General features: G+C 44.3%; 17 protein-coding genes. 4 read left to right on the top strand and 13 right to left on the bottom strand.

The window, feature by feature from the left end:
• Positions 1–76: 76 nt before the first annotated feature.
• The 6 genes from phoR to ACMX2I_RS06835 form a co-directional block, all read right to left on the bottom strand.
• Entirely contained in the window at positions 77–1,816 is a 1,740-nt protein-coding gene (gene phoR / locus ACMX2I_RS06860) for a sensory box histidine kinase PhoR (protein ID WP_414956535.1), read from the bottom strand.
• Complete coding sequence (gene phoP, locus ACMX2I_RS06855) at positions 1,809–2,531, bottom strand: two-component system response regulator PhoP (RefSeq protein ID WP_087992417.1); 723 nt, start codon at positions 2,529–2,531, stop codon at positions 1,809–1,811. The genes phoR and phoP overlap by 8 nt, the downstream gene beginning before the upstream one ends.
• 209 nt (positions 2,532–2,740) lie before the next feature.
• Positions 2,741–3,679, bottom strand: a complete 939-nt coding sequence (gene mdh, locus ACMX2I_RS06850) for a malate dehydrogenase (protein WP_087992418.1) — start codon at positions 3,677–3,679, stop codon at positions 2,741–2,743.
• Positions 3,680–3,722: 43 nt separating this feature from the next.
• On the bottom strand, positions 3,723–4,994 hold the full coding sequence (gene icd / locus ACMX2I_RS06845) for an NADP-dependent isocitrate dehydrogenase (RefSeq protein ID WP_087992419.1): 1,272 nt from the start codon (positions 4,992–4,994) through the stop codon (positions 3,723–3,725).
• A gap of 164 nt (positions 4,995–5,158) precedes the next feature.
• The gene (gene citZ / locus ACMX2I_RS06840) at positions 5,159–6,277 is read right to left on the bottom strand and encodes a citrate synthase (protein WP_087992420.1); all 1,119 of its coding nucleotides are present in this window, start codon (positions 6,275–6,277) and stop codon (positions 5,159–5,161) included.
• Positions 6,278–6,610: 333 nt separating this feature from the next.
• A complete protein-coding gene (locus ACMX2I_RS06835) occupies positions 6,611–7,075 on the bottom strand; it encodes a DUF441 domain-containing protein (RefSeq protein ID WP_087992421.1) in 465 nt (154 codons plus the stop codon).
• A gap of 95 nt (positions 7,076–7,170) precedes the next feature.
• Between ACMX2I_RS06835 and ytvI the strand changes: the two genes are divergently transcribed.
• Positions 7,171–8,286 carry a sporulation integral membrane protein YtvI gene (ytvI, locus tag ACMX2I_RS06830; protein ID WP_394715744.1) on the top strand — a complete coding sequence of 372 codons (1,116 nt, stop codon included), beginning with the start codon at positions 7,171–7,173 and terminating at the stop codon, positions 8,284–8,286.
• A gap of 31 nt (positions 8,287–8,317) precedes the next feature.
• On the opposite strand, the gene ACMX2I_RS06825 is transcribed toward ytvI, so the two are convergent.
• From ACMX2I_RS06825 to dnaE, 7 genes are all read right to left on the bottom strand, one after another.
• The gene (locus ACMX2I_RS06825; protein WP_394715743.1) at positions 8,318–8,701 is read right to left on the bottom strand and encodes an FxsA family protein; all 384 of its coding nucleotides are present in this window, start codon (positions 8,699–8,701) and stop codon (positions 8,318–8,320) included.
• Positions 8,702–8,793: 92 nt separating this feature from the next.
• Positions 8,794–10,551: a pyruvate kinase gene (gene pyk / locus ACMX2I_RS06820; RefSeq protein WP_202326936.1), complete on the bottom strand. Its 1,758-nt coding sequence runs from the start codon at positions 10,549–10,551 to the stop codon at positions 8,794–8,796.
• Positions 10,552–10,593: 42 nt separating this feature from the next.
• Positions 10,594–11,553 carry a 6-phosphofructokinase gene (gene pfkA, locus ACMX2I_RS06815; RefSeq protein ID WP_087992425.1) on the bottom strand — a complete coding sequence of 320 codons (960 nt, stop codon included), beginning with the start codon at positions 11,551–11,553 and terminating at the stop codon, positions 10,594–10,596.
• A 183-nt stretch (positions 11,554–11,736) separates the two neighbouring features.
• On the bottom strand, positions 11,737–12,714 hold the full coding sequence (gene accA / locus ACMX2I_RS06810) for an acetyl-CoA carboxylase carboxyl transferase subunit alpha (protein ID WP_414956534.1): 978 nt from the start codon (positions 12,712–12,714) through the stop codon (positions 11,737–11,739).
• Positions 12,705–13,571 (bottom strand): acetyl-CoA carboxylase, carboxyltransferase subunit beta, encoded by an 867-nt coding sequence (accD, locus tag ACMX2I_RS06805; protein WP_414956533.1) that lies wholly within the window; start codon positions 13,569–13,571, stop codon positions 12,705–12,707. Before accD ends, accA begins: the two co-directional genes overlap by 10 nt.
• A 336-nt stretch (positions 13,572–13,907) precedes the next feature.
• Positions 13,908–15,137, bottom strand: coding sequence for an NADP-dependent malic enzyme (gene maeB / locus ACMX2I_RS06800; protein ID WP_289347864.1), 1,230 nt, complete (start codon positions 15,135–15,137; stop codon positions 13,908–13,910).
• Positions 15,138–15,272: 135 nt separating this feature from the next.
• A complete protein-coding gene (gene dnaE, locus ACMX2I_RS06795; RefSeq protein ID WP_414956532.1) occupies positions 15,273–18,620 on the bottom strand; it encodes a DNA polymerase III subunit alpha in 3,348 nt (1,115 codons plus the stop codon).
• A 140-nt stretch (positions 18,621–18,760) separates the two neighbouring features.
• On the opposite strand from dnaE, the gene ytrH reads away from it, so the two are divergent.
• From ytrH to ACMX2I_RS06780, 3 genes are all read left to right on the top strand, one after another.
• Positions 18,761–19,102: a sporulation membrane protein YtrH gene (ytrH, locus tag ACMX2I_RS06790; RefSeq protein WP_024122464.1), complete on the top strand. Its 342-nt coding sequence runs from the start codon at positions 18,761–18,763 to the stop codon at positions 19,100–19,102.
• Positions 19,099–19,602 carry a sporulation membrane protein YtrI gene (gene ytrI, locus ACMX2I_RS06785; RefSeq protein WP_141113413.1) on the top strand — a complete coding sequence of 168 codons (504 nt, stop codon included), beginning with the start codon at positions 19,099–19,101 and terminating at the stop codon, positions 19,600–19,602. The genes ytrH and ytrI overlap by 4 nt, the downstream gene beginning before the upstream one ends.
• Before the next feature lie 103 nt (positions 19,603–19,705).
• Positions 19,706–19,897, top strand: coding sequence for a hypothetical protein (locus tag ACMX2I_RS06780; protein WP_087992431.1), 192 nt, complete (start codon positions 19,706–19,708; stop codon positions 19,895–19,897).
• Positions 19,898–19,900: the final 3 nt, after the last annotated feature.

Here is a 19,900-nt window from a genome sequence, read left to right as displayed (position 1 = left end):
GGATGAAGGGGTTCTACTACATCCTACCAGCATAGGTTTAACAGTGCATGAAGATATTGTTAAACCTTTGTAAACATTAGGCGGATTTTTCAGCAGCACGTTTCAGCGTCACGGTAAAGACGGTTCCCCGTCCAGGCTCGCTTGTGACATCGATTTTCCCTTCATGAGCCTCTATTAAATGCTTGACGATCGCAAGGCCTAAGCCTGTTCCGCCAGAATTCCTGCTTCTGTCTTTATCTACACGGTAAAAACGTTCAAAGATACGCGGAATTTCTTCTTTCTGAATTCCGATTCCAGAATCGGCAACTTGAATTTGAATGTCTTTTTCTCCGGGCTTTACATTGATAGCTACAGAGCCCCCCTCAGGCGTGTAGGTTAACGCATTGTTTACGAGATTAAGAAATACCTGTTTCAGCCTGTGCGGGTCACCCGATACATAGAGCGGATCTTTCGGGACATTCAGTTGTAAGGAGATGCCTTTCTCATCGGCCTTATGCTTTAGAAGCGTTTCAATTTCACTAAGCATTTTGGTCGACTCAAATTTTTCGATGCTGAGTGTGAAATTTTGCTGCTCTATTTTTGAGAGATCGAGCAGATCCTGAACCAAAGACTGAAGCCTTTCGCTTTCCTTTAGAATAATAGAGAGAAACTCAGAAAGCGCCTCTTTGTCCTCCATCGCCCCGTCCAATAACGTCTCTGTAAACCCTTTAATAGACGTAATCGGCGTTTTCAGCTCATGAGATACATTGGCCACAAAATCCTTTCTCATCTGCTCTAATTTCTTGGTCTCCGTCATGTCATGGAAAACGAGCACAATTCCTTTCCATTCATCGTCCGGTCCCATAATCGGAACGCCGTCAACCTCAAAATAACGCCGTTCAATCTTGATCGTAAGCCTTAACAGCTTGCATTTCTTTGTCTCCGTCATAAAAATGTCTTCGACAAGCTGGATCACTTCTTCATGTTCAAATGCATCATGATAAAGACGGCGCAGCATCTGATTCGGATTGATATGGAACTGCTTGGCGTAAGACCTGTTCACGAGATTAATAAAACCTCTTCCATCAATCATAATCAGCCCGGAGCCGATATTTTCAATGACTGTTAACAGCCGGTCTCGCTGCATTTCTTGCGTTCTCGTCATTTCCATCAGATCAACGGCAAGGCTGTTCATCGCACGGCCGAGCTTATCAGAGCGCCTGATATAGCCGCCGTACGTTCTGGCATCGTAGTTTCCCTTGGACAGTTCTGTTGCTACATTTGTCGCTGCTTCAATTGATCTTTTGTAACGTGAGGTCATGCTGGAATAAAAATAAATAATGACGATAAATGCGGTACAAAGACTGGCCGTCAGCATCCCCCACATTTCGCCTTTCAAGCCGTAGCTTTTTTCAGAGGCAGAAAGCAGCACATATCCTGTTTTTTCACCTTCACTTCTAAGCGAAAGTCCGTAATAAAGCTTGTTATTTGCTTTTGAAAGAACACCCTCATGGCCAGAAACAAGCGCCTGCACCTTTTGAGAATCTGCCGCTACCCCGTTTGACCCGTACAGCACCTTGCCGTCTGTATCGATAACGGATGCGCTCACATCGAGCGCGCCGCCTGCATCTTTAATGATTTTCTTATTTTCTTGATCATTCAGATTGCCGGCATCAAGAAGCGAAGCCATGTATTTGGCTTCTTTTTCAATGTGTTCCTCTGCTTTCCTTTGACCAGTTGTTTCAAAGAGCTGCTGCAAAAACAGTCCGAGGACACTAAACACCAGAATCATACAGACTACAAGTACAGAAAAAAGGCGCACACGGTATTTATTCATTCATTTTTGGCTCCTCCAGTTTATAGCCCAATCCCCTAATCGTTTTGATATAGATCGGTTTTTTTGTATTGCTTTCAATTTTGTCGCGGAGATGGCTGATATGCACATCAACAATTCTCGTATCTCCGGCAAAATCATAATTCCAGACAGCGCTCAGCAGCAAATCTCTCGTCAGCACTCTGCCTTTATGTCTGCCCAAATACAGCAGCAGTTCGAACTCTTTCGGTGTCAGCTCAAGCTGATTGTCTTTAAAGTACGCTTCATAATGATCAGGCAGAATTTTCAGTTCGCCAATGACGATCTGGCCTTCCATTTCATCATTCTTCATTTCACTAGAGGGCGCAGCCATTTCGGAACGCCTTAAAATCGCTTTGACTCTTGCATTCACTTCCCTTGGACTGAACGGCTTGGTCATATAATCATCAGCACCGAGCTCGAGTCCTAATACTTTGTCGAATTCCTCATCCTTCGCTGTCAGCATTAGAATCGGAAACATCAGTTTTTGCTGTCTCAGCTGCTTGCACACTTCGATTCCGTCCAGTTTTGGAAGCATCACATCCAGCACAATCAAATCAGGCTTCTCTGTTTCCGCTTTTTTGAGTGCTTCTTCCCCGTCCGAGGCGGTAATGACATCATAGCCTGACCGTTCCAAATTGTACTGCAAAAGAGTAACAATAGATTCTTCATCATCCACAACTAAAATTTTCTTGTTCATGCTGTGCCTCCAGTATTAAATTCCCCGACATCCTATTTCTCTATTTTATGTCATCTTAACATGTTTCATGATTTTATTTTAGCGAAAGCAAGATATTCCGGCAATTCGCCTTTTATATCATTTTTAAACGAAATAAAGAATTGTTTGATAACGCTTACATTTATAACAAAAAGAGAAAGGCTCTATCAAGCAAGCCTTTCTCTCTTTTACTAAGATAATACTTTCATGACATTTTTGACAGATTCAACTGATTGATTCAGCTGTGCTCTTTCATAGTCTGTCAGTTCAAGTTCAATGATTTGCTCAAGACCGTTGCCGCCTACAATTGTAGGAACACCAAGGTAGATGCCTTCATAGCCGTATTCTCCCTCAAGATAAGCAATTGTAGGAAGGACGCGGCGCTGATCTTTCAAGATCGCTTCGACCATTTCTGCCAGAGAAGCCGCAGGCGCATAGTACGCGCTTCCGTTTCCAAGAAGATTCACGATTTCGCCTCCGCCTTTTCTTGTGCGCTCCACAATGGCGTCAATCCGTTCTTTCGGGATAAGAGTTTCAAGCGGGATACCGCCGGCATAAGAATAACGCACAAGCGGCACCATATCGTCACCGTGTCCGCCAAGAACGAAACCTGTCACGTCTTTGACTGATAGGTTTAATTCTTCTGCCACAAATGTTCTGAATCTTGCCGTATCAAGCACACCGGACTGGCCGATGACGCGCTCTTTAGGGAAACCTGATTCTTTGTACACCGCGTATGTCATTGCATCAACAGGATTTGTCAGCACCACAATGATAGACTCAGGAGAATATTTCACGATTTCTCGTGTAACGCTTCTCATAATTTTTTCGTTTGTAGAGACTAGATCATCTCTGCTCATACCAGGTTTTCTAGCGATACCTGCTGTAATGACAACAATGTCAGAACCCGCTGTATCCTCATAATTGGATGTTCCAGTAACTTTCGCGTCAAAGCCTTGAACAGGGCTTGCTTCAAGCATATCAAGCGCTTTTCCCTTTGTCGGGTTCTCCAATTGCGGAATATCAACAAGCACAACGTCTGCCAATTCTTTTTGAGCGATTAAAAATGCGGTTGTCGCTCCGGTAAAACCTGCTCCGATAACAGAAACTTTTTTACGAGTATTTCCCATGTCTCTCTTCTCCTTTATGGCTAATTTTAGGCTGTTTCCTTGCTTAGTCCATGTTTTTAATCAGTTCTTCACCGAACTCTGAACATTTCACTTCAGTCGCGCCGTCCATTAATCTGGCAAAATCGTAAGTTACGACTTTAGAAGCGATTGTGTTTTCCATAGATTTGATAACCAAATCAGCCGCTTCATTCCATCCTAAATGCTCAAGAAGCAGAACGCCTGAAAGAATAACTGAAGATGGGTTTACTTTATCAAGGCCCGCATATTTAGGAGCCGTTCCGTGCGTCGCCTCAAAAATCGCATGTCCTGTTTCATAGTTAATGTTTGCTCCAGGTGCAATACCGATTCCGCCGACTTGTGCAGCAAGAGCGTCAGAAATATAGTCTCCGTTAAGGTTCATTGTCGCAACAACATCAAATTCGCTTGGACGTGTTAGGATCTGCTGAAGGAAAATATCAGCGATGCTGTCTTTGATAATGATTTTGCCTGCTGCTTCTGCTTCGCTTTGCGCTTTATTAGCGGCATCTTTTCCGTCTTTTTCAGCAATGCGGTCATATTCAGCCCATGTGAAGACTTTATCGCCATACTCTCTCTCTGCAAGTTCATAGCCCCAGTTTTTGAAGGCGCCTTCTGTGAACTTCATGATGTTTCCTTTGTGAACAAGCGTTACAGACTTGCGGCCGCGCTCGATCGCATAATCAATTGCTGCTCTGACCAACCGGCTTGTTCCTTCTTCAGAAACAGGCTTAATGCCGATACCTGATGTCTCAGGGAAACGGATTTTGTTGACGTTTAACTCATTTTGCAAGAAGCTGATGAGCTTTTGCACTTCTTCAGAACCTTTTGCGTACTCGATGCCTGCGTAAATATCTTCTGTATTTTCACGGAAGATGACCATATCAGTATCTTCAGGGCGTTTTACCGGTGACGGCACCCCGTTAAAGTATCTTACAGGTCTTAAGCAGACGAATAGGTCAAGCTCTTGTCTGAGCGCTACGTTCAATGAGCGGATACCGCCGCCGACAGGTGTCGTTAACGGCCCTTTAATCGCGATGAAATATTCACGGATAACATCTAATGTTTCAGCTGGCAGCCACTCACCTGTTTTATTATAAGCCTTTTCTCCGGCATAAACTTCTTTCCACGTGATTTTCTTTTCGCCTTTGTATGCTTTTTCAACTGCTGCTTCCAAAACCTTTGAAGCAGCGTTCCAAATATCAGGACCGATTCCGTCTCCTTCGATAAACGGGATAATCGGATTGTTTGGTACGTTTAATACTCCGTTAGAGACTGTAATTTTTTCACCTTGTGCCACAATAAAAACCTCCCAGTATGTAATTCATATTTAGAAAACATTTTATTTTTCTTCTATAAAAAACAAAATGATTTTTCCCAATATTCAATTTAAATTGTAAACCACTTTTGCTGTTCTGAACAAGAGGCTAACTTCATTAACGCAAGCCAGCCTCCAATGGTTCTTTAGGCTCTTTCTTCAACCGGAACGAAAGTTTGTTTGTCAGGGCCTGTGTAATCTGCGCGCGGGCGGATCAGACGGTTGTTGTCATACTGCTCAAGAATATGAGCGATCCAGCCGGACATTCTGCTTACAGCAAAAATGGGTGTAAACAAATCATGGTCAATGCCGAGGCTGTGGTAAACAGAAGCCGAATAGAAATCAACGTTAGGCGGCAGCTTTTTCTCTGATGTGACGATCTCTTCTATACGAATCGACATCTCATACCATTTGCTTTCGCCTGTCAGGTTGGTCAGTCGCTTGCTCATTTCTTTTAAATGTTTGGCGCGCGGATCGCCATGCTTATAAACGCGATGGCCGAACCCCATTATTTTTTCTTTCTTTTCCATCTTGGTGCGAACGTAAGGTTCTGCATTCTCCACTTCGCCGATCTCTGTCAGCATTTTCATGACAGCTTCGTTTGCACCGCCATGAAGCGGCCCCTTAAGTGCGCCGATCGCTGCAGTAATTCCTGAATAGATATCCGAAAGTGTTGCAACGCAGACCCTCGCTGTAAACGTTGACGCGTTCAGCTCGTGATCGGCATGTAAAATCAGTGCTTTGTTGAAGGCTTCGATCTCAATCGGCGAAGGCTCTTCCCCATTTAATGTGTAGAGAAAATTCTCGGCAATGCCGTAGTCTTCTCTTGGCTCAACGGGTTCAAGACCCTTGCGGATTCTGGAAAACGCTGCGACCAAACCAGGCACCTTTGCCTGAAGGCGGATCGCCTTTCTGTAGTTGGCTTCCGGGTTCATGGTATCAGCCTCGCTGTCAAACAGGCCTAGTAAAGAAATCGCTGTCCGAAGAGCAGCCATGGGATGAACATTTTCGAGGGAATAAGATTTGAAGTGCTCAATAATTTCTTGCGGAACGGCAGCTTCTTTTGCTAACTGCTGTTTTAACTCATCAAGCTCTTTTTTGTTTGGCAGCCTTAAGTGCCAAAGTAAGTAAATGATTTCTTCAAAGCTTGCATTCTCTGTCAAATCATCGATATCATACCCCACATATGTAAGGGTATCATCAATAATAGAACTCACAGATGATGTTGTTGCTACAACCCCTTCAAGACCGCGTGTCGCTGTCATATATAACATCCCCTTTTCAATAAATTTCCCCTTTAAGAGTGTTGTAAAAACATGAGGCTAACTTAAAAAGCATGGTGTAAGTATTTCTCCCCCCAAAAAAGTAAATGCTTACATTTTAATGCCTGCTGGTACTGAAACCGCTTGCTTATGAAAGACCATAACAAATTCTTATAAGCTTATTTAAGTTTATGCCTATTCTCATTATAAACAATAATCAGACATTTGTTAAATGTTTACCTATAATTTTTTTTTCATTCTGTGATTTCCCCGAAAAAACGCCTTTATTTGCGGGTTTTTGCATATAAAAAAAAAGCGGCTTTCGGGCCGCTTTTTTCATGAAGAGAACAGTTTTACAATCTGCATGGCAATATAAGCAATCCCCGCTCCGATCAGCGGTCCCACCGCCACACCGCCAAAAAGCGCGACTGCGAGAATGGTCCCGATCACGAGAGCAGTTGTAATATGCGGGTCATTTTCCAGCAGAGTCAGACCGTTTTTGGCAATCAGCGCCACTGCGATTCCCGCTCCCAAGGCGATCCATGCATATGAAGACCGCATTGCTTCTCCAAGCTGCTTGAACCCGATTTCTCCCGTCGCAATCGGAACAAGAACGGCGATGGTAATAACGGTCACACCCCAGTTAATGCCTTTTGACTGGATGGTTGGTAATAATTTCTGATCAAGTCCAACGATTTTGATAATCAAAAGGACGGATACAGCAAAAAGCAATGATTGATTTTTTGCGATAAGTGCGATAGCCAAGAGTAAAATTAAAAATAAATTCGCTTGTGTAAACACATGCCATCCCTCCTTTAAGATGTATGTATTCATATTCAGCCGGAGCGTGAATATATATATAAATAGGACATGCTGACGGGAGGAGGACCGTTTTCGTGAACCAATCTTATATCACTATTTTCTTCAGAACCCTCTTTGTCATATCAATTACCGCAGGATCGATAGCTGCGGCATATTATTCGTTTCCGTTAACTTATCCGTTCCTGATCGCCCTTATTCTTTCATCAGCGATTCATCCTGTTGTCGATTATTTGGACAAAGTGACAGGATTCCCGCGAACGATAAATGTTCTGGGCGTGCTTGCTTTTTTTCTGCTCGCAGCCTTTGGTGTACTCACCATTCTGGTAGCCGAAATCGTCACGGGAACAGCCTATCTTGCAAAAACGCTGCCTCCGCATATCAGCACGTTTATCTCATATTGCGAAAAATTGTTTACGACTCATATCCAGCCGCTCTATAACGAACTGACCCTTTTGTTTCAAGAATTGGAGACCAATCAGCAGGCTTCCATCGTCACTCATATTCAGACACTCGGTGATTCCGCGGCTAAAAATGCCGGACTGCTGCTGTCCCACATATTAGAAATGATTCCGAGATTTTTCGGACTTCTTCCAAATACAGCGGCTGTTCTCGTTTTTTCTCTTTTGGCAACTTTTTTTATGACAAAGGATTGGCACAAGCTGAAAACCATGTTCGTTTCGATTCTGCCGGATCGGGTTACAGCCAACAGCAGAGCGATCAGCAATGAATTAAAAAAAGCAATGACCGGTTTTATCAAAGCGCAGGCCGTTCTCGTTTTCATTACGATGATCATTGTATTTATCGGCCTTGCTCTCTTAAAAGTTGAACATGCCGCAACAATTGCTTTTTTAATAGGACTTGTTGATCTTCTCCCTTATTTGGGGGCGGGCTCCGTATTTGTGCCGTGGATTTTGTATTTATCGATTACAGGCCAGCTGCCTCAGGCAATCGGAATCGGCATACTGTACCTTGTTGTTCTTATTCAGCGGCAGCTGACAGAACCTAAAATACTTAGTAAATCAATCGGGATCGATCCGCTGGCAACGCTCATCGCCCTGTTTGCCGGTTTTAAATTATTCGGGTTTTTAGGACTCATTGCCGGGCCGGCTCTTCTCGTCATGATCCAGGCTTTCATCACAACAGGCACATTAAAGGAAATATGGTCCTATATCACCGTTCAGCAAAAATAAAACAGCAGCCCATATTTATGGCTGCCGTTTTTTATTTGATGATGATCCGTTTGTTCTTCGACATTCCTTTCAGCCACTTGAACAGAATCGGCTTACACCAGCTGCGGGTAAGCGGGATAAGCAAACAGGCGCCGGCCAAATCTGATAAAAAGCCCGGAAGCATCAGCAAAAGACCGCCAATGAAAATGCACAGGCCGTCAGCAATCGCTTCCCCCGGCATCTGGCCATATTGAAGATCACGCTGAACCTTGTAATACACTTCGGTTCCTTGTTTTTTTGCAGCTGCTGCGCCGATAATGCCCGTCAGAATCATTAAAAAGACCGTCGGCAAAATGCCGATCAGCTTGCCTGAAAATAGGAATATCCCGATTTCTAATGCCGGAAACACAATAAAAAGCAAAAATAAAAATCTCATATCCGGGCCCCCACACGTGTAACACACCTCTGTTCAACATAAGGCAAGATAAAGAGAAAAGGAAGGGATTCCCCTTCCGTTTTCACCTGTGACTAAAGAACGCTCGCACGGCCTTGGTAGACTGCGCCTCTGGATGCGTCAACTGTAATATCCTGGCCGTCTGTTAAAGTAGATGTCGCATTTTCCAGCCCAACGATAACCGGAATGCCGAGGCTTAATCCGACTACCGCAGCATGGCTTGTCAAGCCGCCTTCTTCTGTAATAAGAGCAGACGCTTTTTCAAGAGATGCAATCATATCACGGTCAGTGCTTTTTGTAACAAGTACCGCACCGTCAGTCATTTTTTGCTCAGCTTCTTTTGCATTTTGTGCAATGACAACCGGACCGAAAGCTGATTTGCGTCCGATGCCTTGGCCTTTAGCAATGATGTCACCGACAGTGTAAACTTTCATTAAGTTCGTCGTGCCAGACTCACCAACAGTGCCTGCTGTAATGACGATCAGATCGCCATTTTTTACAAGTCCGCTGTTCAATGATTTTTGGACAGCATCCTCAAGCATCTCATCTGTTGAGTTCGCATTTTGGCCGCTTTCCGCGAATACGCCAGATACGAGCGCAAGTTTTCTGGAAACAGAATCATTTACAGTAACCGCAATAACCGGCGCCTGCGGACGGTATTTCGCGATCATGCGCGCAGTATGGCCGCTTTCAGTCGGCGTGACAATCGCAGCTGCCTCCAGATTGATCGCCGTGTGCGCGACAGATTGTCCAATTGCGTCTGTTATCGTCATGCCTACTTGGTCTCTGCGTTTTGAAAGAATTTCTTTATAATTTAAAGCTTCTTCAGAACGGGACGCGATGTTGTGCATGGTTTGAACCGCCTCAACCGGATAGCTTCCGGCAGCTGTTTCACCAGAAAGCATGATCGCATCTGAGCCGTCGAAGATCGCGTTTGCAACGTCACTTGCTTCCGCACGGGTCGGACGCGGGTTGCGCTGCATGCTGTCAAGCATTTGTGTCGCTGTAATAACAGGCTTTCCAAGCGCGTTGCACTTTTTAATCAGGTCTTTTTGCACAAGCGGCACTTCTTCAGCTGGGATTTCCACACCTAAGTCTCCGCGTGCAACCATTAAGCCGTCAGACACTTCAAGAATAGAATCAATGTTGTCAACGCCCTCTTGGTTTTCGATTTTAGGGATGATTTGAATATCCTGAGCATTGTGCTCTTCTAGAAGCTCACGGATTTCAAGCACGTCAGTAGAACGGCGTACGAAAGACGCTGCGATAAAGTCTACTCCTTGCTCAATACCGAAAACGATGTCTCGTGCATCTTTTTCAGTGATACCAGGAAGGTTGACACTTACGCCCGGTACGTTAACACCTTTTTTATTTTTGAGTGTTCCGTTGTTTAATACTTTTGTTTTGATTTCGCGTTTAGCGGCATCAACATCAAGTACTTCAAGGCCGATAAGCCCGTCATCTAACAGAATCGTTGAACCTTGTCCAACGTCATCGACTAAACCTTCATATGACACTGAAATTTTGTCTGTTGTCCCTACAACCTCGTCCATTGAAACGATAAGCTCTTTGCCTGTTTCAAGCTCAATGCCGCCGTTTTCCATCGTATGTGTGCGGATTTCCGGACCTTTTGTATCAAGCAGGATACCAACGTTTTTGCCAAGTTTTTTGCTTGCTTCACGGATATTTTTAATTCTTGCGCCGTGCTCCTCAAAATCTCCGTGAGAAAAGTTCAAACGAGCCACGTTCATTCCTGACTCCATTAATTTCGTAAGCATTTCAATACTTTCACTTGCCGGACCGATGGTACAAACAATTTTAGTTTTTCTCATTTGGTTCACTTCCTTCTGAAATCTTCAGCCTTCAGCTGCACATTAAATAGACAGTTCTTTTGAAAGCTGATACATGTTTTGCTCTACTGTGTGTTTTGTATTCAGTATTTCTATAATATCATGGTCTACAAGCTTATTGTTTTGTATACCCACACAGCGTCCGCCTTTTCCTTCAAGCAGCAGTTCAACTGCATATGCGCCAAGACGGCTTGCCAGCACGCGGTCAGCAGCGCTCGGAGAACCTCCGCGCTGAATATGGCCCAATACAGATACCCTAGTTTCAAGATTTGTTTCTTCTTCAATGCGTTTTCCGAATTCAACACCGCTGCCTACACCTTCGGCAACAATAATAATACTGTGCTTCTTGCCGCGTTCGTGGCCGCGTTTTAAGCGGCCAATGATTTCGTGCATGTCGTAGTCTGCCTCAGGGATTAGGATTGATTCCGCACCCCCTGCAAGGCCGGCCCACAATGCGATATCACCGGCATGGCGGCCCATTACTTCAATCACATATGTACGTTCATGAGAAGTCGCTGTATCGCGGATCTTATCAATTGCGTCAATTACTGTATTTAAAGCTGTATCGAAACCGATTGTAAAATCAGTGCCCGGAATGTCATTATCAATTGTACCCGGTACACCTACACACGGAAACCCATGTTCCGTTAATTTTTTCGCACCCATATAGGAACCGTCTCCGCCGATGACAACAAGACCTTCAATACCAAGCTTCTTCAAGTTCTCTATCCCTTTTTCACGGCCTTCAACCGTTTTGAATTCAGGACATCTTGCCGTATAAAGCTTTGTTCCTCCGCGATGTATAATATCGCCTACAGATCCGAGTTCAAGCTTTTCAATCTTTCCGCCGATCAATCCTGAGTATCCGTTGTAAATGCCGTAAACTTCAACGTCATGATAAATCGCTTTTCTGACTACTGCGCGAACTGCTGCGTTCATTCCCGGGGAATCCCCGCCGCTCGTTAATACCCCTATACGTTTCATTCTCCATTCACCTCAGCAACATATATGATTAAACATAACATGATCATTGCCCTAAAAACAATGAAAAGGGATCTCCATCCTCCCTATGAAACCTTACCTATTATACAATTAAATAAATTGTTTTTAAATAAAATTTAAAGAATGTCACAAAAAATAAACGTGAGCCAAAGGCTTCACGTTTATTTAGTTTACCCCGATATATTGGTCTTCATTCGAGACTTTGCCAATTGCTTTATATTTTTCATAGCGTTGCTGAACTAATTCTTCTTCATCCAGCTTCAGCAACGTTTTTAGCGATTGCTTAAGGGTTTCGTCCATATAGCTTGCCTGCAGCTTAACATCGTGGTGCGCTCCGCCTTTTACTTCTTTTATCATATGATCTATAATACCTAATTCTTTTAAATCCGGCGCAGTGATTTTCATTGTTTCTGCTGCTTTTTTAGCAAGACTGGAGTCCTTCCATAAAAGTGCCGCGGCACCTTCCGGAGAAATAACAGAATAAGTAGAGTTTTCCAGCATATGCAAGTGGTTGCCGACACCGAGACCAAGGGCTCCGCCGCTTCCTCCTTCACCGATGACGATGCAGATAACAGGCACTCGAAGGCCGGCCATCTCAAAGAGATTTTTGGCAATGGCTTCGCTTTGTCCTCTTTCCTCCGCTGCTCGTCCCGGGTATGCTCCCTTCGTATCAATAAAACAAATAATCGGTCTGTTGAATTTGTCAGCCTGCTTCATGAGACGAAGCGCTTTTCGGTAGCCTTCAGGATGCGGCATCCCAAAATTGCGGACAAGGTTTTCCTTCGTGTCTTTACCGCGCTGATGCCCGATTACCGTTACAGGAAGGCCATGGAACTTCGCGATGCCGCCGACAATGGCTTCATCGTCTCCGTAAGCTCTATCTCCGTGACATTCAAAAAAGTCGGTAAACAGGTGTTCAATATAATCAAGCGTTGTCGGACGGTCCGGCAGACGCGCGATTTGAACACGGTCCCAAGGCTTCAGATTTTTGTGGATTTCATCCTGAAGCTTAGCGAGACGGTCTTCGAGCCGTTCAATTTCCGCACTCAGATCCATATCTGAATCCTGGGTGAATTTTTTCAATTCAGCGATTTTCGTTTGCAGTTCAATCACCGGTTTTTCAAATTCTAATCTTACAGCCACTCAAAGTCACCTCCCACTTGATGCATATCCAGCAGATTTTCTAACGTTTGTTTCATGTCCTGGCGGTGAATAACCGCATCAAGCTGTCCATGTTTTAATAAAAACTCTGCCGTTTGGAAGTCCTCAGGCAATTTTTCACCTATTGTCTGTTCAATAATCCGTCTTCCTGCAAAACCGATGAGCGCGCCAGGCTCAGCAAAATTATAATCGCCGAGTGAAGCAAAGCTAGCCGATACACCTCCGGTAGTCGGATGGGTCATAATTGAAATAATAAGGCCCTGTTCTTCACTGAACAGTTTTAAGGCAGAGCTTGTCTTAGCCATTTGCATCAAACTTAATACGCCTTCCTGCATTCTCGCACCGCCTGAAGCCGTAAAAATAATAAACGGAACTTTATCAGCTTTTGCTTTTTCAATCGCAAGCGTGATTTTTTCACCGACGACTGAACCCATGCTGCCCATTCTGAATGAAGAATCCATGACGGCGACAACAGCCGGGTATCCGCCAATGGCGCCCTTGCCCGTCACAACAGCCTCGTTTAAGGATGTTTTCTCGCGGTCTTTTTCAAGCTTTTCCAGATATCCCGGGAAACCTAGCGGGTTTTCTGATAACATTCCCTGGTTAAATTCCTCAAAGGATTGTTCATCCATCAAGCTTTCGACACGCTGTTTTGCGTTCATCGGGAAATGATAATCGCAGTTCATGCATACCCGCATATTTTTATCCAACTCTTTAGTGAGCATGATTTTTTTACACTTAGGACATTTTGTCATAATGCCTTCCGGAACGTCGTGCTTCGCTTGCTCAGACGGTACGGAAGCATACTTTTTCTTTTTCGTGAATATATCCTTTAACACATGATTACCTCCCTTTTGTGAAGGGTTCTCTTCACCGCATGTCATCAAACAGATAGACTTGCTAATAACTTTACCGAAACTATTGTACTTTTTTTGTCAAACGCTGTCATCCTCAATTCGACAACTTTTTATTCAATGACGCAGTCGGGACGACTCGTATGAGATCAGATAAGACGTTGAACTGACAAGGTTGGTAACGCATTCAAAAATAATGTTAAACCCAGATGAAATTTTTTTAAGTCCAACCCCTAAAAAAATTTCAGCCGCCAGTTTAACTTGAGAACAGCGCGCCGGTCTCGTCCAACGCGCTGCCATTTTTGGAATGAATTAAAATGATTAACCAATAATCGTAAGTTTTCTCGTTTTTTCAGCAACTTCCTCAGGGTCAACAGTGATTCTTGCGACACCTGTTTCCATCGCCGCTTTAGCGACAGCCTTCGCAACAGCAGGTGCAACACGTTTATCAAACGGGGCAGGGATAACGTAGTCTGCGCTAAGCTCATCTTCTGAAACCAATGAAGCAATAGCTTCAACAGCTGCGATTTTCATTTGTTCGTTAATGTGAGTGGCGCGAACGTCAAGCGCTCCGCGGAAAATACCAGGGAATGCAAGAACATTGTTTACTTGGTTCGGGAAGTCAGAACGGCCCGTTCCAATAACGCTTGCGCCAGCTTCACGCGCATCTTCCGGCATAATTTCCGGATTGGGATTTGCCATCGCAAAGATAATCGGATCTTTTGCCATGCTTTGCACCATTTCTTTTGTTAACGCTCCTGCTACAGATACACCGATAAATACGTCAGCATCAGCGATGACATCTTTCAGAGAACCGTCTTTGCGGTCTTGGTTTGTGAATTTCGCCACTTCGTTTTTGACATCGTTCATGCCTTCCGGACGCCCTTCATAAATCGCTCCTTTTGAATCGCACATCACGATGTCACGTACGCCGTAATGGTGAAGGAGCTTGATAATCGCAATACCAGCCGCACCGGCGCCATTTGCGACAACTTTAATGGATGACATTGATTTTCCAGACAGTTTCAGCGCGTTTACAAGACCTGCTACCGTTACAATGGCAGTACCGTGCTGATCATCATGGAAAACCGGGATGTTTGTTTCCTTTTTAAGGCGCTCTTCAATGATAAAGCAGTTTGGCGCTGCGATATCTTCAAGGTTGACACCGCCAAATGTCGGTTCAAGCAATTTAACTGTTTCGACGATCTTATCAACATCGTTTGTGTTTAAAGCAATCGGGAACGCGTCTACGCCTGCAAAGCTTTTGAATAGAACAGCTTTCCCTTCCATAACAGGAAGCGCGGCTTCAGGGCCGATATTTCCAAGGCCAAGAACAGCTGTACCGTCAGTCACAACTGCTACCATGTTCCCCTTCATTGTATAATCATATACTTTGTTAATGTCTTCATGAATATCCTTACACGGTTCTGCAACACCCGGAGAATACGCAAGGCTTAAATCTTTCGCGTTTCTGACTTCTACTTTCGATTTAGACTCCAGTTTCCCCTGATTGACTTTATGCAGGTGTAATGCTTCTTCTCTTAATGACATTCTCCTAAACACTCCTTATGGATATTTTTGATTCGTATACTGGTGCGTTGATTGCTGCATTCTGCGGAGTTAATCTATCTAAATATTTAAACAGGATGACATAATTGCTCCAATTGTATAACAAAAAATGCATCGTTACCACTGTTTTAAAACGACGTTTTTTTGACCCAACAGCTCTTTTAAGCGATATAACACCTGGTAATCCGCATTGATATGAAACGACTCAGGAAGCTTAATCGTCTGTTTTTGCTTTTCATAATAAAGATAAACACCTATTTCCCCTTTATGCTCCAGCAAAATGCGCTTAATTTTTGCCAGGATCTCCTGGCTGTGCTGACTGCTTTCTATTTTTATATACACCGATGGCGCATTTTCCGCATCCATATTTTCTAATAATTCTGCCCGGGACATGATGAACTGGACCTTATCCTGCCTTACTTCACATTTGCCTGCTGTGAATAAAAGAGCGCCTTCTCTTAAAACAGGAGAAAGCTGTCTGAATTGTTCAGGGAAAACAACGGCTTCTATTTCACCGGTTTCATCACTGAGCGTTAAAAACGCCATGTTTTGACCTGTTTTCGTCCGAATCGTTTTGATCTTCGACAGCAGGACCCCGAGAGAAAGCTGCCTTTTGACCGTCTGCTGGGCCTGCAGAATGGTCGCTGCTCCGTGTACAGCCAGCTGTTTTCGGAAGGCAGAGAGCGGATGATTTGAAAAATAAATGCCGAGCGTTTCTTTTTCAAACGCAAGTAAATCCACAAGCGGAAGCTCCTCTGTCTCCACATACTTCGGCTTAATCGAGAATGATTCATCTAAAAACAATCCCATTTGGTCATCGTCCGCGGCGAATAGCTCTGCATGTTCCAAAGCAACGTCAATGGATGCGAGCAACGTCGCCCGGTTTTGGCCGAATTCGTCCATCGCACCAGAAAAAATAAGTGCTTCAAGCATTTTGCGATTTACGTTTTTTGACGGCACACGAAAACAGAAATCGAAAAGATCTTCAAATGGTTTCTCTTTTCTCGCTTTATATATATCTTTGACTGCTGAGACGCCTACACTTTTTATCGCGCGGAGGCTGTATCTGACAGATCCGTCTTCAACTCTAAACGGAAAACTGCTTTTGTTCACTGACGGAGGAAGGATACGAATCCCGCTCCCCTTTGCTTCGTAAAGATATTGAGCTATTTTGTCCTCATTGCCAATGACGCTTGTCAGTAATCCGCACATAAAATATAACGGATAATGAGCTTTCAAATAAGCAAGCTGGCAGCCGATCATGCTGTATGCCACCGCGTGGCTTCGGTTAAAGCCATAGTTTGCGAATTTGACGATTAAATCGTAGACTTCAGTTGCAGTGTCTACAGAATACTCCTTTTTTAAGCACCCTTCAACAAAATGGCTTCGCTCTCTATCCAGGATTTCTTTTTTCTTTTTGCTGACCGCCCGTCTCAGCAGGTCCGCTTCTCCTAAAGAAAACCCTGCCATACGGGAAGCTATCATCATAATTTGTTCCTGATACACAATGACGCCATATGTATCTTCCAAGATGCTCCTTAAATCTTCATGGGGATAGTGAACAGGCGCCTGGCCGTGTTTACGGTCGATAAATAACGGAATATTTTCCATCGGACCAGGCCGGTACAGCGCATTGACCGCCACAATATCCTCCATGCCTGAAGGCTTAAGCCGCTTCAGGACGCTTCTCATCCCTGTAGATTCAAGCTGAAAAATCCCTGTCGTATCCCCTTTCGACAGCAAGGAGAACGTTTTGTCATCCCTGTAGGAAATATTCGAAAGATCTATTTTGATGTTTTCTTCTTTTTCGATCATTGAAGTGATGGACTCAATGAGCGTCAGGTTGCGTAAGCCTAAGAAATCCATTTTTAAAAGACCCAAGTCTTCAAGATGATCCATCGCGTATTGCGTCAAATATATCCCTTCATGCCCTTCCTGAAGCGGAACAATATCTGTTAACGATTCTTCACTCAGGACAACGCCGGCTGCATGGGTCGAGGTATGCCTTGGCAGCCCTTCTATTTTTCGGGCAATTGTAAAGACTTGCTGAAGCAGACTTGACTCCCGAAGCCGCTTATTCAGCTCCGGCGATTGCTGTCTCGCTTCATCCAGCGTCAAGCCCGGCCTTGAAGGAATGAGTTTTGCAACCTGATCTGCTTCCTTCGGGCTGACACCGAATACTCTGCCGACATCCCGAAGCGCCGCTTTTGCCGCAAGTGTTCCAAAGGTGATGATCTGCGCGACGTGCATCGCACCGTATTTCTGCTGAACGTATTGAATAACTTCATCCCTTCTTGTATCCGGAAAGTCAATATCAATATCCGGCATACTGATACGTTCTGGGTTTAAAAAGCGTTCAAACAGCAGGTGATGTTTAATCGGGTCAACATCTGTGATATACAGGACATAAGCCACAAGAGATCCTGCCGCAGAACCTCTTCCCGGTCCTGTAACGATCCCTTTTTCATGAGCGTGCTTCATAAAATCCCATACGATCAGAAAGTAATCGCTGAACTTCATCCGTTTGATGACATCAAGCTCATATTGAAGACGGCGGAGGTATCGTTCATCAGGCGTGCCAAAGCGGCTGCGAAGACCTGCCATACAGATGTCCGTTAAATAATCGTCAGCGGACGTTCCGTCTGGAGTTGGGAAGGACGGGAGACGGGTCTGCCCGAGGCTGACGTCAACCCGGCATTGTTCCGCGATCTCAACAGATGCTTGCAGTGCTTCGGGATGCTCTTGATAAATGTTTTGCATTTCTTCGATGGGTTTCAAATCGAGATCAGGCAGATTTTCGGCGGGGGCATCCGTCAGTTTTTCACCTGCTTTAATCGCTTTCAGACAACGGTAGGCAGCCTTATCTTCTTTCCTTATGTAATGCACATCACCTGTTGCCGTAACAGGGATACCTGTTTCTTCAGACAGCAGCAGAATCTGTTCAGATAAGACTTGATTCTCTTTAAAAGGCTGATAGGAAAAATAAAAGGCCCCCTCTCCGAATATAGACTGAAATTCAAGTGCTGCTTGAGCGGCCTGTTCAAACAGCCCTCCTTCAAGCAGCGTTTCAATATATCCTTTGTCGCCGGGCGTTATCGCGATAATGCCTTCCCGATAACTGTGAAGCCATTTGGGCTTTAGCCCGCCTTTTGATTTCGATTGCAGGACGCTGCTGATTTTCAGCAGGTTTTGATAGCCTGTATTTGATTTGGCCAGCAGGACAAGCGGGTAGGCTTCAAGCTCGTTATCATCTGTAAAAACAGAAGCCGTCAAACCGATTATCGGGTTGATCCCTTTCGCCTTGCATGCTTTATAAAATTGAATAGCTCCGTACATGACATGATCATCTGTCAGCGCCAAAGACGCATATCCGAGCCTGTCAGCTTCCTTGACGAGCTCTTCCACAGCCGCGGCGCTGTTTAGCAGGCTGTACCCGCTATGCACTTGCAGGTGAACAAAAGACATGCTATCACCTCTTTCTCCATTACGATCCGTTTCTTTCTTCATTATAAGTCGGGTTTTCAAAAGAAACAAATGTTCTTTTTCGAGTCGGCATCATACTTGTCCTGAAAGCTCAATATGATATAAAAGGTGAGGTGATCAAGATGGATCAGGAAGCTGGTTTTATGGTAAATTTCATCAACAGTTATTTTATCGCATTAGGGGTGCTGATCGGAGGCGCACTCATCGGAGGCCTCGGAGCATATTTGGCAGGCGAAGCCCCGCTTACGGTCATTACAAAGCTTGCCAACAGATTAAAAATATGGGCGCTGGTCGCCGCTATCGGCGGTACATTCGATGCGGTATACAGCTTTGAACGAGGCATTCTTGAAGGCAATACGAGAGATTTATTCAAGCAGATTCTTCTCATTATCTCGGCCATGGGCGGGGCGCAAAGCGGCTGGCTTATTATTTCATGGCTGACCCAGGAGCATATTTCTTCATGAGGGTGCCACAGCATTACAAAAAACCGGGGTGGCAGCGTTTTTTTGCGGGAATGATGTGCGGAGCCGTGATCAGTTGGTTCTTTTTCCTGTTTACTTACGGTACATTCCAAGAGGAGCAGGTCAGCCTCATTGAAAAACAAAAAGAGCATGTCAAAGACTTAAACAATCAAATTTCGATCTATCAGGAAGACCTCCATAAACTGAACGAAGATAATAAAAGAAAACTGCTGATCCAAAGCGTCAGCGTTAAATTACAGAATGGGGATAAATATAAAATATCACAGCCGGATAAAACGAAATTCGAGGAGCATGTAAAGGATAATATTTCAGAGGTGATTACAAAAGACATAGAGAGCGTCTATCAAACAAAGGATCTTTTAAAACGGACAATCGAAAATAAAGTCTATATGATCAATGAAAAAAAATACGAGGCAACCGTCAAAGAATTAATTATTTATACGAGACTGACAGTAGAACTTGAAATATCATTTGCGGCGTAATTATGGATTTTTTTTAAATTCTCTAAACTTCTGTCGCTTTTTCCCATTCTTTTTTATAAACTATATGTGAGAGGCTTAATGGCAAAAGGAAGGAGGAAGGGAAATGGAGGTTTACAGTGACCGTCAGTTAGCAAAAGATCAAGCAGCCCGGCTCAGACAAGGTTTTTCTGCATATGCCGAAACAAACTCACTCGCTTCCCTCATAAAAAAAGAACTTCAATTTCACAATCTCCAAGTCTACGAGGACCTTACTGATTTCGGCTGCTGGTTCATCCCCGTCACAGATGAACACTAAGAG

Origin of the sequence: Bacillus sp. SW14 (genome assembly GCF_047608225.1) — a bacterium.
Taxonomy (GTDB): Bacteria; Bacillota; Bacilli; order Bacillales; family Bacillaceae; genus Bacillus; species Bacillus subtilis_G.
This window is presented reverse-complemented; position numbering and strand designations above follow the sequence as displayed.

Bases quoted from the DNA above. Each gene is read 5' to 3' on its own strand.
- ACMX2I_RS06780 (WP_087992431.1), top strand. From the start codon at position 19,706: ATGGAGGTTTACAGTGACCGTCAGTTAGCAAAAGATCAAGCAGCCCGG.
- phoR (WP_414956535.1), bottom strand. From the start codon at position 1,816: ATGAATAAATACCGTGTGCGCCTTTTTTCTGTACTTGTAGTCTGTATG.
- maeB (WP_289347864.1), bottom strand. From the start codon at position 15,137: ATGTCATTAAGAGAAGAAGCATTACACCTGCATAAAGTCAATCAGGGG.
- ytrI (WP_141113413.1), top strand. From the start codon at position 19,099: ATGAGGGTGCCACAGCATTACAAAAAACCGGGGTGGCAGCGTTTTTTT.
- citZ (WP_087992420.1), bottom strand. From the start codon at position 6,277: ATGACAGCGACACGCGGTCTTGAAGGGGTTGTAGCAACAACATCATCT.
- ACMX2I_RS06825 (WP_394715743.1), bottom strand. From the start codon at position 8,701: ATGAGATTTTTATTTTTGCTTTTTATTGTGTTTCCGGCATTAGAAATC.
- dnaE (WP_414956532.1), bottom strand. From the start codon at position 18,620: ATGTCTTTTGTTCACCTGCAAGTGCATAGCGGGTACAGCCTGCTAAAC.
- pfkA (WP_087992425.1), bottom strand. From the start codon at position 11,553: ATGAAACGTATAGGGGTATTAACGAGCGGCGGGGATTCCCCGGGAATG.
- phoP (WP_087992417.1), bottom strand. From the start codon at position 2,531: ATGAACAAGAAAATTTTAGTTGTGGATGATGAAGAATCTATTGTTACT.
- ytrH (WP_024122464.1), top strand. From the start codon at position 18,761: ATGGATCAGGAAGCTGGTTTTATGGTAAATTTCATCAACAGTTATTTT.
- mdh (WP_087992418.1), bottom strand. From the start codon at position 3,679: ATGGGAAATACTCGTAAAAAAGTTTCTGTTATCGGAGCAGGTTTTACC.
- pyk (WP_202326936.1), bottom strand. From the start codon at position 10,551: ATGAGAAAAACTAAAATTGTTTGTACCATCGGTCCGGCAAGTGAAAGT.